Genomic DNA, 14,162 nt, shown 5'->3' on the forward strand with positions numbered 1-14,162 from the left:
CCTGCGATTTCTGGAAGATAGGCGTCGAATAGGGCTTCTAGCCGCTTCGCACCACAGAAGAAGTAGCCCTGTTGTAGGATGGACCCGAACGCCCAAGGGGCCTGTGTCATCAAAGCAGGCAACATGACGAGTAGTTGGATTAGCGGTGCGACATCGCGCAAGTACTCGGGCGACCCAGCTTCACCATCAAAAGGCTGGAGAACATTCCGTAAATCTAATGCCTTGAGCATATGACGCGCCTCCACCGTCACTTCCATTTGAGCGTCATTAGCGTCTGGGTATTGGATGGAGGGGTAGTAGCTCGGGTGGCAGCCAAAGGACAAGAAGGCGGTCAGGCCGAAGCGCTTAGCCGCTTCCACGAAATCCGAGGAACCTGGCTCGACAGTGGCCGAACCAAGACCCGAACCGAAGAATTCATGTGAACGGTCTTGCCGCTGATCATATATTGCAATCGCATTTTCAACGTCGGCTGGAGTCCTCGCGACTAGGATCGGCTGACGTGCATCAAGCGTGGCACCTTTGCCTACGCGTCGATAGAGAATATGTAGCTGCGAAAGCAGTTTTACCCGACCGACGAACGAGGCGACATGACGGATAGCAGCGTCGTCAACCTTGAACGTGATTCGGGTGGCTAACTCGCTCCGGTCCTCCCTAGCGAAGGTTGACGACATGATCTCCGCAAGGAATCTATCGTATCCGTTGGTCGTGCCATAACTTCCGGAAAAGAAGGCATCCGGCGCTCTCCGCAAATACCATAGCCAGCGTACGCCCCCATACCCTGAATGTGCACGCTGAATATGCTCTTGCGTGGCTGCTATGAATTGCTCCAGGTATTCAGCCGCTTCCACGCCGATAAGGTCAGCTTGGGGTGGGTGATTTTCCTTAAAGATTGCGAGTGCGGTGTTAATCGCGGCCTTACCTGAAAGCGCGTGCCATTGTTTAGAGGTCACACGGCGAAAGGCGGTAACAGCAGGATCGACGGCGAGGGGAGGCATGCCAAGTAACGTCCATTTATTTTAGGTCCGGCAAGATGATCCCATGGCTAAGGTGTGTTTGTCAGTTGGCTTGAACGTAAAGGTGATTGGATACCCAAAATATGCAGGTGCGCCCACACGAATTTGACTTGATTGCCGAGGACGACGTTCGACTGCCACCACAGGCAGTGTTCGGCGTTGCGCTCTCATTGGCGCTGGATGGTGAGGTGGATACCTTTCTTTCCAGTTCAAGGGGCTCGATCCAAAAACGGCAGCCCTCGGTGCCTATGCGGTGTTCATGCTACGCCGTGATTCGGCCGGCCGAACGCTCCGGCAGTTCACGCCGGAGTGTTCGATAAAACGAACGTTTTACCGAACGCGACTTGGCGCGGCCGTCGCAAACCGGCCACAGTTGCAGACGTTGAACCAAGCCCTATCGCAGACATCCGAAGCTTGGTTCCGATCTGACTATGGACGCTCGACGGCCGTTGCGTATGTCGCGTCATCGACCTGTTGACGACGGCTGCTACTCGAAAAATTCCTCGTCAACCTTCTTTAGGTGGAGGGTTTCCTCAACACGGCAACCGACGTTGTACCGAATCATCAGCCGGGCCAGTTGGCGGCCGTCAATCAGGACGATGCGTTTGCTTAGGAACTCGGCAGTTTCACGAGCTGAGGGAGAGAAGGCCGAGGTGGTGACAAAGAGGCCCTTGGCTGCCTTGAAGCGATCCAGTGACCCAAAGAAATCGCGGATTCCGCCGGGGCCGACGTTGTTGCCGTCGGCATAACGTTTCGCCTGTACGTAGATACGGTCCAGGCCCAGAGCATCCTGATCGATGACGCCATCTACCCCGCCGTCGCCGCTCTTGCCTAGCGCACGGCCCGCATCGGCCGTCGAGCCACCGTAGCCCATGGCGATGAGCAGTTGGACGACAAGGCGCTCGAAAAACTCCGGAGGAGCCGCTACGATACGGCCAAGTAGATCCTGGCCGAGTTCGTCCTCCAACTCGCGGTGGGCTTTTCGGATCATTTCGTCCGGCGTCATGCCGGTGGTCTGCACCACTTCGACCGCGGCCGGGCCATCGGCGGGCTTGTCGATACCGCTGCCGGCGTCCCTGAACAGGACGAACTCGGGAAACTGCTGGAGGAAGTGAATATCGATTCGTACCGGCGGATTGGCCAATACCTCGCGCCCTCGATCGGTGATGCGAAAGTGTGCGCGCCTGGTCAATTCCACCAAGCTTGCTTTGCCTAAATAGCTCTTGGCCCAGTGGACGCGGTTGGCGAAGGTGGTCTGCTTGCCGGACGGCAGCAGTTCTGACCGTTCTTCCTCCGTCAGCCGGAAATTGTCGGCCAGTGACTCGACCACGTCGGAGATCTTCATTTCGACCGTTTCTGCAGTACGCAGGACGGGCAGTATCAAGGTCTGGAAGTCGGGGATCGCCATTGCAAATGGGTGATTAGTGATGGATGACCGACGTTGGGCCGTGCTGGCCCGGGGGGCATCATGCCGCTCATGCGGGGCAGATTACCCAACGGATGATTGTTCGTCAAAACAGGTTTGTCCTAGGCGCAGCGGAAGCAAAAGGTTGGGGGCTGAGTCGGGGGGCAGTCGATCCCCGACGAAAGACGCACTTCCGGGTTCTGCCACGTTCAGTCATTCGCCTTCATGCTCGGACGGACATTCAAACGTCGGTCCGCCAGATAGCGGACGCACACCGGTGCAGTGTCGGCGTCACAAGGTCGGCCATGACCAGTCCCGAGACGTCAGCAAGCTCGTTTTCGAGGATCAGTTCGACACTGCGCACAAGCCCATCCGAAGCGTTGTTGTTGCCTGTACGCAGGCGCCTGAGGGCCGTGTCCTTATTGCCGAAAGCAGCCAGGAACGCGAACGGGAACTCCGCCGCGCGAAGGGTTGAAAGGCCAGTTCCGATATGGCTGCTTCGATTTCTACTGCATTCATGGGGCATCTCGCCTGTGTGACTTTCTTCCGCTCGCGTCCGAATGAGCTTCGCTAACTGATGCGACACTACGGGGAGCCACCTTGTAAATGGTTGTCCGTGAAGGTCCGGGTTTATCTGTTGTGAATTATCGCACCGCGCACGCGACGGCCCCCGTGGCACAGTGCGCCAGCACAAATACGTACGAAAACGATTCGTTTGCTACATGTAGAAATTTCATGTGCGAATACGGGCGTTTTCTTGTCATCGTATTGGTATGTCCATTTCGTGTCCATCGAGGGAAACCGTTCCATCTAATAAGTAACCCGAAAGGTTGGGGAATCTTCCGGACGACTTTTACGCCGGTCGTAGATTCGCGTCGTGGCAATGTTTGCGTGGACGAGCCATTCCTGAACTTTGGCGATATCGGCCTCATACTCCAGTGCATTGGTCGCCGCCGTTGCCCGCAGGCTATGCACGCCAAATCCCTGTACCTCGATTTGAGCGCGCGCCGCGTAAGCGAGCACGATCTTGTAGACGCCATCGGCAGTCAATGCTGCATGGGTCTTTCTTCGTGCCGGTTGAAAGAGTGGGGCATTCGGTACTTCGCCATGTCCGGCGACCTCGAGATAAGCGTGGATGCGTTCAGCGCTGCCAGCATGTAATGGCAGATAGCGCAGTTTGTTGCCTTTGCCGTGGATACGTAGATGGAGTACGCCGCGGCGGGCGTGGATGTCTCGAACCGTGAGCTTGCATAACTCTTCCCGGCGCAGGCCGTGATACAGCAGCACCGACAGCAGCGCGCGGTCGCGTTTGCCTTTGAGAGTTGTTGGATCTGGCGCATCCAGCAGCGCGCGCCTGATGATCGCCAAGTGCCGGCGTCTTGCCTTCATTGCTGTCGACCTTGGGCCGCTTCGCCCCTTTCACGGGATTGAAGTCGACGGCGTTCTTTTCGCACAGGTACTCGAACAGCGATGACAGCGCCGCGAGCTTGCGCCGGATCGTCGCACCGGACAGTCCACGAGTCTCGAGCGTTTTCCGCCACGCCAGCACGTGGGCGCGCGTGACGACGCGATGCTTGACGTTACGGATCGCTTCAAGGAACCGGGTGATCTCGTCCTGACTGAGGATCACCGGGAGTTTGCGCGGCGTCCGCGCTATCGGGAGTTCTTCGACCGCCCACTCGCGTTTGAGCGTGATGTGATACAGGAAGCGCAGCGCCGCGGTGGCCACCACCAGCGTGCTGGATGAGCGCCGCTGGACTTCAATCAGGTGCACCTGCCAGGCGCGCACCTCCTCCGGGCCTGGCAGTTCAGGGGAACGCCCGAAATATCTGGCAAAGTTGTTCACCTGCTGGAGATACGCGCGTTGCGTATTGGCCGCGAGGTTGCGCACGCGCATATCCTCGATCATGCGTCGACGTAGGGGTGTCATGGTGGACTCCGCTCTGAATGGTCACGACAGCAAACTGCACTGTCATCGTCCCACTCGAACGGATGTGCCCTACGGATGATCCCGGAGTCGATGCGCTGGCCAAACGCCTCCTCCCGCGTCAGCGGGTTAGTTCAACATGTTTTATCAAGAGTAGATCCGGGCGCTCGGGAACATTCGATCATCCCGGAAGCAGCCATTCGAATCAGCGGTATTGGCGGGAACAGACAGGTGATCGACACGGTATGGCTTACGAGCTACTGAAGGCGCGTCGAACCTGCTCCCACCCTCATGCAAAAGTCTTCGAAATCGCTACTCGAGCGGAACTGCGAATTGCAGAACGTGAAAACTTGCTCTTTGTAGTCGAATTGCACTGTTTGGCGTGCTCGTTCGGTCAGACGTCGCGATTTCTCTGAGAAGCTTGGCCGAACGAAACGCCTGACATTACGCAAGTCGGCGGCTGGAATGACAGTGTTCGATCGTCCCGTCAATTTCGCCTCGCAAACCCTCAACCCTTCCGAAGTGATGAAGACTGTTCTTGTAATCCACGGTGCCATGATCATCCTGATCAAAAGCAGCGTGGCCATGACGCCGGATATCACCGAAAGCAGCGGGTTCACCTGGGTCTTCGGCAACCCAAAAAGCCGCCACGATCCGTAGAACTCAATCCATGTCCTAGTGAACTGGCGATGCAAGGCAATGCCGGCTACGGAATAAGAACCTGGGGAAAGATCAAAGCATGCTCGACATCGTGCTGTTGCTGAGATCAGGTCAAGGTAGGTCTAATACAACGTTGCCTATCAGGCTTCCAGCTTCGACAGCTTCATGCGCTGCAGCAATGTCGTCCAAGGGAAAACGTGCCCCGATCGTGTGCTGTAGCTTTCCCTCCTCCAGTAGCTTCGTGAGGCCGTCAGTCGCCCTTTGCCTGTCCACTCGATCAAGGTCGTACACGACAAAGAAGCGCAGGCTAATTGAGCCAAAAAGAAGGTCGCGAAACGGCACTGCTGTTTCGCCGGGGGCATTAGAACCGTAGCAGATGATTGTTCCATGAGGCGCAAGAACTCCGAAGGGAAGCCATTTGATCGTCGTTGAGAAATCCATGTCGACGATCGCATGAACGCCGAGCCCCTTGGTGATTGCCTTGACCCTTTCAGGAACGTTCTCTTCCTTGTAGTAGATCGTCTCAGACGCGCCAGCATTCACTGCATGTCGTGCCTTCTCTACGGACCCTACGGTTCCTATCACCTTGGCGCCACCCATGGCGGCAAACTGAGTGGCATAGTGTCCCACAGCGGAAGACGCACCAACGACCAGCACGGTTTTTCCGGTGATATCGCCTAACATATGAATTGCCTGAAAGGCCGTCGTGGCAGGAATGCCGAGGCAGGCTGCCGCAGCAAAATCTCCTGCGGCCGGCAATTCCACGGCCTGCAATTCAGGCAGTACGACATACTGGGCGGCAGTGCCCATTGGGCGCTGCCATTGACCGTTCCAGACCCAGACCCGTTCCCCTATTCGGTCGGGATTCACGCCTTCACCAACCATATCAATGACGCCAGCGCCGTCACTGTGTGGCACGATACGCTCACTGGCTAGCGGTCGATTACGCCTCGACTTGACATCAGACGGATTTACTCCAGAGCAGGCTATTCGGACACGAACTTCACCTCTCCTAGGTTCTGGAATTGGCATCTCACCAACCATCAGAACCTCCCGAGCCTCCCCGTTTCTTGAGTACCAGGCTGCGCGCATAGCATCCTCACGTGAAGTTGCAAAGTAGTCGGCTGGTCAGCCAACTCCGAAATGTATGGAAGTATAGGGAAGAAAGTGAGCTCGCCGCGGGTGTTGCCTGCCTCGAAGTCCGCCTTGAATGCGTCGAGCTTGTCTTGCAGTGACATGATGGTGACTTGGTTTGGGGGCGCTGGCCGTTGGGCCGGCGTTGAAACCATCATCGGAGATGGGCGGGCAACATCGCAGCCCTTTCTGGTGGGCGCCGTATTCCTTGCGCCAGCGGTAATAGTTCTGCTCGGAAATGCCGGCTTCCTTACAGTCCAGCAGGGCGCTCCCCGGAACGTGACCGGTACCCGCCCGCGCAAATTTTTCCATGAACGACGCGTGGTAAGTCTATAACACCCAAACGGGGCTTCGCTCAGATCATCGATGATCTGCTGCGTGATGTTCACGAAACGCGTGGACGGCATACCGCCCTCCAAGATTTCGTGGTTGTTGATGCAAGAAGGCAACTTACAACGTCCGTTTCCGTTGGGAGGCAAATATGGACAAACGAGTGAATGAAGAAGGGATGGATCTGCTGTTCCGTCAGGCTCGAACCCACAACAGCTGGCTGCCTAAACCGGTCAGTGATGACACATTGCGCGAACTCTACGATCTGATGAAGTGGTGTCCAACGAGCGCAAACTGCAGCCCAGCACGTATTCTGTTTCTGCGCACTCAGGAAGCGAAGCAACGACTTCTACCGGCATTGGCACCAGGCAATATCGACAAGACGATGAGCGCACCGGTGACTGCCATCATCGCTTATGACGGCAAGTTCTATGACAAGCTGCCTAAACTCTTCCCGCACGCAGATGCACGAGCCTGGTTCGCCGACACACCGGAACTGGCCGAGGTCACGGCACGGCGCAATAGCTCGCTACAAGGGGCTTATTTCATCCTGGCTGCCCGCTCGCTCGGACTGGATTGTGGTCCGATGTCCGGGTTCGACCATGCAAAAATTGACCATGAATTTTTTCCTGCGAGCGCACAGGAGGGCACCTTCCAGCAGGAGTACTTTCCCGACAGCCACATCAAGTCGAATTTCCTGTGCAATCTGGGCTATGGTGATCCGGCAGGGCTGTTCCCACGCAGCCCACGCCTAGATTTTGACGAGGCCTGCAAATTGCTCTGACCGCCAGGAACCTTGCTTCGCGGGCCTGATCTCCCTCGCCTAGGTGCAAACGGCTCACATGCCGGTGGATCAGCAGGTGGACGTAGCGGACCACGCCGCCTGCACTTCTGCAATCAGTGCTGCCGAGCGTCCTTCGTAACGCGGCGAAAAGTGGAACGGCACCACCGCCCGGGCGCCGATCCGGCGCGCGATCAGACCGGCCTGGCGGGCCGTCAGGTGATTCTTGCGCAGGCCATGGGCCTTGTCCTCGTCAAGAAATACGCTCTCGATAAAAAGCAGGTCCACGTCGTGCATCAACGCCGACAGGGACTCTACGTTCGCTTCCGTATAGCGCAAGTCTGTTACGTAGCCAATGCGCTGTCCAGGAATGATGTCGACGATCAGGTGACGCAGTTCGCCGACCTGCCGGGTCATGGCGTGCTCGCCATGCCGGTCGAGCCACCGTACCTGAATGGGCGTCTCGTCAGGCGCGCCGGTCAGCACCGCATGTTTCAGTTCGCGCAGCCATGCACCCGTCGACACCCCCAGCGCCGCGAGTCGGTCATTCGCGACGACGACGCGGGCCTTCTCCTCGAGCACGTACGCAACGCACGGGATGTCATGATCGACAAACCGGCCGCGCACACGAAAGGTTGCTTCGTTGTGCACCACGTCGTCAGATCGTTCAAAGGATGGGCTGGCATCGCGGGCGAACCGTCTCCGACTCGAAAAGAAGGCGCGCTGGCCGCCACCGTCCACGCCGATTTCGCGCGCGTCGATCACCAGCTCGACCTCGTAACGATGCACCACGTTCCAGGTATAGGCGCTCAGCTTGTGTTCGATTTGTGCAAGAAAGTTGGGGCCGCCAAACATCACGATGCCAGCCTTGCGCCCGAGCATCACGCGCAAGAGACGATCGAAGCCGGAAAAATGGTCCATGTGCGTATGGGTAACAAACACATGTGACAAACGCATCAGGTGGCGGGGCATCAGCCTGGAGATATCGCCAAGATCGAAAAGGAGGGCACGCCGTTCGTCGCAAAAGTCCACGTATAGACCCGGGTCGCCAAACGCGTCATTGACAAGCCATGGTTTGAAGAGGGCGTGCATGAATCTGTCAGGGCAGCGTACGAATGGCTCTTGTGGATGAACGCAGTATGGATCTTCATCGTGCTCTGGCAAAAATCAGAACCGTCCGGCGCCTCAGTCCCGGCTCGTGAAGACCGTCAATACGCCGGTGTAGCCGTAAAGGTGATTCCTTGCAATCTCGCCGCCGGCGAAGAATCCCACAAGCGGTACCTCACCTAGCGCATTTCGCACCGTCTGCAACTCCGCGTGCCGCGCTCCGAAGTGCGGGCCGCCCCGTCCCGAGCAACTGATATACAGGGCGCCCGACATGTGCCCCGCCGTGCCGCTTTCCAGTTCCGCGCGGATTTCCGTTGCAATGCGCACCAGATCGACCTGGGCGGCCTCGGGGTTGCGCGTGCAAAAGGCCAGATGCATGCCGGGCTCGACCCGATCCGCAATCGCCAGGACCCGGTGCTCGGGATCCACGCCCACCAGGTGCCGCACGAGTGTGTCCGCGCCGAACTTTCCAGGCCATTTCGGCACGTCCTCGGCGCCCGTGCTCAAGCCCGCCAGGGTGGTAGACAGCGCCTGCGACAAAGCATCGATTGGCAGATTCCGGTCGAGTCCAAGGTCTTGCAACACGCAATCGAGTGCAGGCTTGCCGTCCAGCGTGCCCACCAGATTGTGTTGGGCCTGGGTGATGGTACGCACCGGCCCGATGGGCTGGCAGCCCTGCGTCACACGTGAGATCAGACCGACCTCGGGGCCGAAGAGCACGCCGGACATCCCGCCGGTGAACACGCCATCCGCTATATGCAGCGGACGGTTTCGCGCCGAGGACAGGCCGCCGAAGAGATAACCCGTGGTCGTGCGGGCGCTCAGTTCGTGCAGCAACTCTTGCACGTCCGGCGTGCTGCCCTCGGCATGGACCAGCGCGGTGTGGACCACGAACCCGGAGGATGTCGCAGGCAGTGGCTGCAGGCCGGAGAATAGCCGGAACGATTCCCGTGGCAGCGGCGCGAGCATCAGCACCAGGGCCGGCTCGTCGATGTATTCGATGCCGCTGGCGGCCACGCCGACACCGACCGTTCCGACCCATGCGACGCCAGGCTGAGCCCGGTGCAGTTCGTCGAGGATTGCCTCGGACGCGGGTGCGTAATAGTCGCTCATGTAACACCAACCGAGCGTGAACGGAGCGGATTCGTCAAGTTGCGCCGCACGGGCCGCAATTTGGGTTTGAACTTGCCTCTGGCACTCGGCCAGGGCCACCCGCCAATCGGCGTGGGCGGCGTGAGCGTGGACAAACGAAGCGCGGGACATGGTCCAAACCTGTCGAAGGCAACAATAAGTTGGACCTCCGCTGGCAGGGCATGTTCAGCCGGCCGTTGAGGAAACCCGTGACCGGACCGGCCGGCAGGGTTTGCGGTTCATGGGTACAACCCGTGATGTCCGCGACCGGCGCTTGCCGACCCTTCTCTGACATTCATTGGTATGTCGACTGAACGGCCGAAATCGGTGTAGTAGGGACGCCGGAATGAAGTAGCTGTCTTGTCAGGATCAACGCTCGCGGCCCGCACGTGTCGCGGTCTAAATCCAACAGTACGTTGTGGAGCGTTGGATACTAGCCCACCATCTGGGCTGCGCCCTCACAAGCACCCCGGCCGCGATCGATATATCGTCTATATTCAGCCAGTTACGAGCCGTCTCTCGGTACTCTGCCGAGACTGGCACGCCATGTGCTTTGAATTGGTTAGCGGCATCGCGAGCGGTGTGTCGCCCAAACTTTTTATTTACTGACCTTTTTTTAGGAGAACTACTATGAAGAGCCTTACGATTAATGACCTACTTGATGTCGAAGACCTGGATCGCGTCGCCATGTCTGCCATCACGGGCGGCATGATCGACCAACGTCTAGCCGAATACATCAACAACGTCTGGTGGTATACGCATGATTACGCTCTCGGCGCCCGCCCCGTCCCGAAATTCTGACCACGGCGGCCAACCCGCCCTCCGTGCCGTCTACGACGGTTCGGGGGGATCGTCCCGATGTGTGCTGAGTCCGTCGTCGTTATCGGTGAGCCCGGTGTGCACCGCGTACCCCCGTCGATCCCCGATTCAATCGGCCACGGGTGGTATCTCAACTCCACGATATCCCGTGAATCGTGGTTGATAACCAACCGATCCCGCCTCATCGACAGTATGGCGCCGCTCTGTCTCCGCCTTCCTGAGCTGCGCCCGCGAATCGAAGACCGGCAGTCGCACCTTGAGAGTAGGATGCCGAATCCCATTTACCTTTTGTGAACCAACGTATCCGTCCCCCCTTGCCGCCTGAATGGCCCTTTCAGCCGAGTCGCGATGGCTGGTCGCACCTTCGGCGATCTTGTCGCGCTCCAATATCGCGGCGCCGATGTGTGGCTCTGGAGGTGCCGATGCGGCGGCCACGTTACTGCCGAGCTGGAGGCGGTCGAGGGCGGCCGAACTCGGGACTGCGGCTGCCGTGAGCAGTGTCGTGTGTGGCGGTCCCGACCGGGCTCACCTGCGCTGCGGGGCGGTGAGGTGTTCGGCGAGCTGACGACCGATCGGTACGTTGGGGATGGTTTGTGGGTTTGCCGCTGCGACTGCGGTGGTGAGGCGAAAGTGAGTGCCGGGCGCCTGCGACTAGGCCAGGTGCGTTCGTGCGGCCGCTGCTGCGGCGCTTCGACCGCCTGAGCGGCACAGTCTGGTCGGTTTGGTCATGACATGCGGGGCCTGTTTATCCGGAGTCTCACACGGTGGGATCGAGCGCCAGAATATGTCGGTCACGTCGGCAGTAATAGTCCAGCGCTCGATGCGCGCGAACAAGCCCTCGATGCGCGGGCGGTACCGGCGGATTCGATAGGTCTTACCATCAACTGTCCTCTGTGCGTTGGCATCATGCGCGAGGACGGGCACCAGGTCTTCCGCGCCGGAAAGGATGAAGACATCCGAATCGACAGCATCGAGATACTGCGGCAGGCCTTTGTCGGTCTTGCGCGTGATCGTCTCCAAGGACAACATCACCACCTGGTACGGCCGCACGGGCGAGAGCCGCATAGCAGACCTGGCCAATCCGAGTCACATCTTCAGCTGGTTGATCTGTCAGAGCCACGACGACAAAGGCAATGTCGTCATCTCTACGGCGCGCGATGGCAGCAACGCCTGGCACTTCGAGGTCGACTTCGACTATGGCGAGCATGACGCCAACGCGCCGACTGAACGCTGGTTCAACAGCTTCAAGAACGAACGGGTGCATGGCGATCGCCACACGCCAGCATTCGCCCCTCGGCAATAGATCGCCCCTCAGTTCTTCGTGAAGAATCTGTCAATCTTGTCATACAAACTTCCGGTTTGAGGTGGGCATGGATAAGCAGGTTGGCAAGTCTGATTCATCAGAATCGATCTTCAGCACCCAAGGCGGCCGCACCGAGCCGGACGCCATCGAAGTGCCAAAAATCGAGCTGCCCAAAGGCGGCGGCGCGGTGCGCGGCATCGATGAAGAGTTCAAGGTCAACGCGGCCAACGGCACCGCCAGTTTCAGCATCCCACTTCCTGTCGCGGCATCGCGCGGTGTCGCGCCCAAGCTGCGTATTGCGTACAGCTCCGGCGGCGGCAACGGCATCTTCGGTCTCGGTTGGGACTTGGGCCTGCCGACCATCAAGCGCAAGACCAGTCAGGAACTGCCGCAGTACCTCGACGGCACAGGCAATGCGCCCGATTCCGATACCTTCCTGCTGGCCGGCGCCGAAGACCTGGTGGCGGAATTCAGCAGAGACGCGTTCGGCGCTTTCATCAAAAACGCGGAGAGGTGCGTGTTGCTCTTGAATTGATCGCGGTTCGACGCACCGTTGCGCTCGGCCGCCATAAGGACAGTGCTACTGTGAGGCGCCTGGAGCCTTGTATTGATGAACTGGAGTTGATGGCCGCCCGCAAGGATCCCTATGGACTGGCGCAGGCTGACGTAGCGTTTCACCATGAATTATGTGACATCAGCGGCAATGATTTTCTCCGTACCATATGGGAAGGGGTGGCTGGCCAGCTAACAATCGTTGTCGGTCTTTCAACGCTCGACAAGTCGATGAGAGACATTGTCAAGGAACACCGCACGTTGCTGGAGGCGGTAATCACTGGCGACATTAAAAAGATTGAGAAGGCGCTCGGAGAACACATCCGCGATCAAAATGCCTGCGTACATCTGGAGAAGATCATCGAGGACCGACGGAGGGCGTGCCCCCCCGGCTGACTTCTACCCGGGCATCGCCAGTCAGCCGATGTCCCGGCTTCCGAAAGCAGCCATTGGAGACTACGTCCTACGCGGTCTCTAGACAACCCGGTCCGCTTCATCGCTGACCACGACCACACTGTTGTTCGAGTGCAGGTCGATTCCACTAAACTGATATGACTTTCCGTGTCAAACGGGATCGGTTTTCAGTTTTTCCAAAAGTAACTTCTTTGCGATAGGTGGTCTGAATTTCCTGAGGGCGGCGTAGCAGTAAATTCGACGGTGAATCACACTGATATCCGCGGGTTGGTTACCGCATTACAGAGGTCCGTCTCGTGAGCCTGCCGCTCCCTTGTTCCGCAAATCGGTTGATGCGCGTTGCGATGTTTAGCCGCGGGTTGCTCGGGTACCGGGCTACGCCGCCTTCAGGAAACTCTTCTCCAGGTGTTCGTCGAATGTTGAGTGATCGGCACGGTTATGCTGCGAGTGCGGTGCGTGGCACGGCGAGCGACATTGCCAGACGGCTGATGTCCCAAATGAAACCGGCCAGCTCCCGGGCAACTGCGACCGTCGCGATGTTCGGGTTCTTGCCGCGTGCCGCCAGTCTGCGATATCGGCGGCACAATCTAAGCTGCGCGTCCCAGGCGCGATCAATGATGGCCTTGGGGATGCCTTCATGGCGGCGTTGAATGTCGGGACTCACGCGTGCCGGATGCCGGTAGCTCCAGGCCGCCTCGACGAGCAGCTTTCTGACGTAGCTGTTGCCGGTCTTCGTGATGCTGCCCTGGCGGCGCTTCCCGCCCGACGAGTGTTCGGACGGCGTCACGCCAAGCCAGGCCATCAGCTGACGCGGATGCTCGAAGCGCGACAGGTCCCCCAGTTCGGCGAGCATCCCTACGGCCGTGGTGAACTGCACACCGCGCATCGCCTGCAAGCCCAGGACGGCTGGATAGAATCGCCAGTTGGGCACCGCCTCGCGCAACGCGGTCTCGAGACGCTCGCATTGCGCGAGCCGATCCTCGATCATGCGCCGATGTTCTTCAAACGCCAGTTGCTGCCATTCGTTGCCGAACGAATACTGGCTTAGCCAGTGCCGGTGCGCGGGGCCCCAGTTGGCGCTACCGGTATAGCGCACGCCGTGCGAGAGTAGGAACGACTTCAGTCGTTGCCGGGCGCGCTTCAGATCGTCCCTGGCGCTCATCCATGCACGTGCCAGATCGCGGAACGCTTCATCGGCAACGGTGGGCACGTACACCGCTGACAGGTCGCCGGAGCGCATGGAGCGCACGAGCTTCACGGCATCACGTCGATCGGTCTTGACACGTTCCCCCGGCTTTCTGGGAATCAGTGATGGCGCGCACACCATGCAGTCGAACCCCTTCTGCACGAGCTAACGGTAAAGCCCATAACCGCACGGACCTGCTTCATAGACAACCACCACGCGTCGCGCTTTCGATTGCAGACGCTTGCACAGGCGATCGATATCCGTCTTCGTCGTACCGATCTTTCCGAGCAGTTCGACCTCGCCCGAGCCGAGCGCGTAGGCGACCGTGATCGAGTCCTTGTGAACGTCTAAACCGACGTACAACGTGCTATCGTTTTCCATTGCTGGCCTCCGTGCCGGA

Annotated in this window: 13 protein-coding genes and 2 pseudogenes; 6 read left to right on the forward strand and 9 right to left on the reverse strand. The window is 58.8% G+C overall.

What is annotated here, in order from left to right; translation table 11 throughout:
- The 4 genes and pseudogenes from P0D89_RS25845 to P0D89_RS25860 all read right to left on the reverse strand — a co-directional run.
- The coding region (locus P0D89_RS25845) for a hypothetical protein (protein ID WP_408377443.1) at positions 1–995 on the reverse strand (995 nt) is incomplete at its 3' end.
- Between the two features lie 505 nt (positions 996–1,500).
- Positions 1,501–2,421 carry a restriction endonuclease gene (locus tag P0D89_RS25850; RefSeq protein WP_408377445.1) on the reverse strand — a complete coding sequence of 307 codons (921 nt, stop codon included), beginning with the start codon at positions 2,419–2,421 and terminating at the stop codon, positions 1,501–1,503.
- A gap of 807 nt (positions 2,422–3,228) precedes the next feature.
- Positions 3,229–3,807 (reverse strand): tyrosine-type recombinase/integrase, encoded by a 579-nt coding sequence (locus P0D89_RS25855; protein WP_408377447.1) that lies wholly within the window; start codon positions 3,805–3,807, stop codon positions 3,229–3,231.
- Positions 3,808–3,925: 118 nt separating this feature from the next.
- Positions 3,926–4,348: pseudogene (locus P0D89_RS25860) on the reverse strand (site-specific integrase); the annotation flags it as partial.
- Between the two features lie 462 nt (positions 4,349–4,810).
- Between P0D89_RS25860 and P0D89_RS25865 the strand changes: the two are divergent.
- Positions 4,811–5,005, forward strand: coding sequence for a hypothetical protein (locus P0D89_RS25865; protein ID WP_408360589.1), 195 nt, complete (start codon positions 4,811–4,813; stop codon positions 5,003–5,005).
- Positions 5,006–5,116: 111 nt separating this feature from the next.
- Here the strand turns inward: P0D89_RS25865 and P0D89_RS25870 are convergent, their stop codons facing one another.
- Positions 5,117–6,097, reverse strand: a complete 981-nt coding sequence (locus P0D89_RS25870) for an NADPH:quinone reductase (protein WP_408360591.1) — start codon at positions 6,095–6,097, stop codon at positions 5,117–5,119.
- Between the two features lie 523 nt (positions 6,098–6,620).
- Here P0D89_RS25870 and P0D89_RS25875 point away from each other — a divergent pair.
- A complete protein-coding gene (locus P0D89_RS25875) occupies positions 6,621–7,253 on the forward strand; it encodes a malonic semialdehyde reductase (protein WP_408360593.1) in 633 nt (210 codons plus the stop codon).
- A gap of 69 nt (positions 7,254–7,322) precedes the next feature.
- On the opposite strand, the gene P0D89_RS25880 is transcribed toward P0D89_RS25875, so the two are convergent.
- Positions 7,323–8,342 carry a ribonuclease Z gene (locus tag P0D89_RS25880; RefSeq protein WP_408360595.1) on the reverse strand — a complete coding sequence of 340 codons (1,020 nt, stop codon included), beginning with the start codon at positions 8,340–8,342 and terminating at the stop codon, positions 7,323–7,325.
- A 93-nt stretch (positions 8,343–8,435) separates the two neighbouring features.
- Complete coding sequence (locus P0D89_RS25885; protein WP_408360597.1) at positions 8,436–9,620, reverse strand: FIST signal transduction protein; 1,185 nt, start codon at positions 9,618–9,620, stop codon at positions 8,436–8,438.
- A gap of 498 nt (positions 9,621–10,118) precedes the next feature.
- Between P0D89_RS25885 and P0D89_RS25890 the strand changes: the two genes are divergently transcribed.
- Positions 10,119–10,289, forward strand: coding sequence for a hypothetical protein (locus P0D89_RS25890; protein WP_408360599.1), 171 nt, complete (start codon positions 10,119–10,121; stop codon positions 10,287–10,289).
- Between the two features lie 669 nt (positions 10,290–10,958).
- Here the strand turns inward: P0D89_RS25890 and P0D89_RS25895 are convergent.
- Positions 10,959–11,327, reverse strand: coding sequence for a SpvB/TcaC N-terminal domain-containing protein (locus P0D89_RS25895; RefSeq protein WP_408377449.1), 369 nt, complete (start codon positions 11,325–11,327; stop codon positions 10,959–10,961).
- Here P0D89_RS25895 and P0D89_RS25900 point away from each other — a divergent pair.
- From P0D89_RS25900 to P0D89_RS25910, 3 genes are all read left to right on the forward strand, one after another.
- Positions 11,314–11,610 (forward strand): SpvB/TcaC N-terminal domain-containing protein, encoded by a 297-nt coding sequence (locus P0D89_RS25900; RefSeq protein WP_408377451.1) that lies wholly within the window; start codon positions 11,314–11,316, stop codon positions 11,608–11,610. The genes P0D89_RS25895 and P0D89_RS25900 overlap by 14 nt on opposite strands.
- 67 nt (positions 11,611–11,677) lie before the next feature.
- Positions 11,678–12,145, forward strand: coding sequence for a SpvB/TcaC N-terminal domain-containing protein (locus P0D89_RS25905; RefSeq protein WP_408360673.1), 468 nt, complete (start codon positions 11,678–11,680; stop codon positions 12,143–12,145).
- A complete protein-coding gene (locus tag P0D89_RS25910; RefSeq protein WP_408360605.1) occupies positions 12,124–12,558 on the forward strand; it encodes a GntR family transcriptional regulator in 435 nt (144 codons plus the stop codon). The genes P0D89_RS25905 and P0D89_RS25910 overlap by 22 nt, the downstream gene beginning before the upstream one ends.
- A gap of 454 nt (positions 12,559–13,012) precedes the next feature.
- Here P0D89_RS25910 and P0D89_RS25915 read toward each other — a convergent pair.
- A pseudogene (locus P0D89_RS25915) lies at positions 13,013–14,143 on the reverse strand (IS110 family RNA-guided transposase).
- Positions 14,144–14,162: the final 19 nt, after the last annotated feature.

Source organism: Paraburkholderia sp. RL18-085-BIA-A (genome assembly GCF_046027075.1).
Lineage (GTDB): Bacteria > Pseudomonadota > Gammaproteobacteria > Burkholderiales > Burkholderiaceae > Paraburkholderia.

Coding starts and splice junctions, on each gene's coding strand:
- P0D89_RS25870 (WP_408360591.1), bottom strand. CDS start 6,097: ATGCGCGCAGCCTGGTACTCAAGAAACGGGGAGGCTCGGGAGGTTCTG.
- P0D89_RS25885 (WP_408360597.1), bottom strand. CDS start 9,620: ATGTCCCGCGCTTCGTTTGTCCACGCTCACGCCGCCCACGCCGATTGG.
- P0D89_RS25865 (WP_408360589.1), top strand. CDS start 4,811: ATGACAGTGTTCGATCGTCCCGTCAATTTCGCCTCGCAAACCCTCAAC.
- P0D89_RS25855 (WP_408377447.1), bottom strand. CDS start 3,807: ATGAAGGCAAGACGCCGGCACTTGGCGATCATCAGGCGCGCGCTGCTG.
- P0D89_RS25880 (WP_408360595.1), bottom strand. CDS start 8,342: ATGCACGCCCTCTTCAAACCATGGCTTGTCAATGACGCGTTTGGCGAC.
- P0D89_RS25890 (WP_408360599.1), top strand. CDS start 10,119: ATGAAGAGCCTTACGATTAATGACCTACTTGATGTCGAAGACCTGGAT.
- P0D89_RS25905 (WP_408360673.1), top strand. CDS start 11,678: ATGGATAAGCAGGTTGGCAAGTCTGATTCATCAGAATCGATCTTCAGC.
- P0D89_RS25875 (WP_408360593.1), top strand. CDS start 6,621: ATGGACAAACGAGTGAATGAAGAAGGGATGGATCTGCTGTTCCGTCAG.
- P0D89_RS25850 (WP_408377445.1), bottom strand. CDS start 2,421: ATGGCGATCCCCGACTTCCAGACCTTGATACTGCCCGTCCTGCGTACT.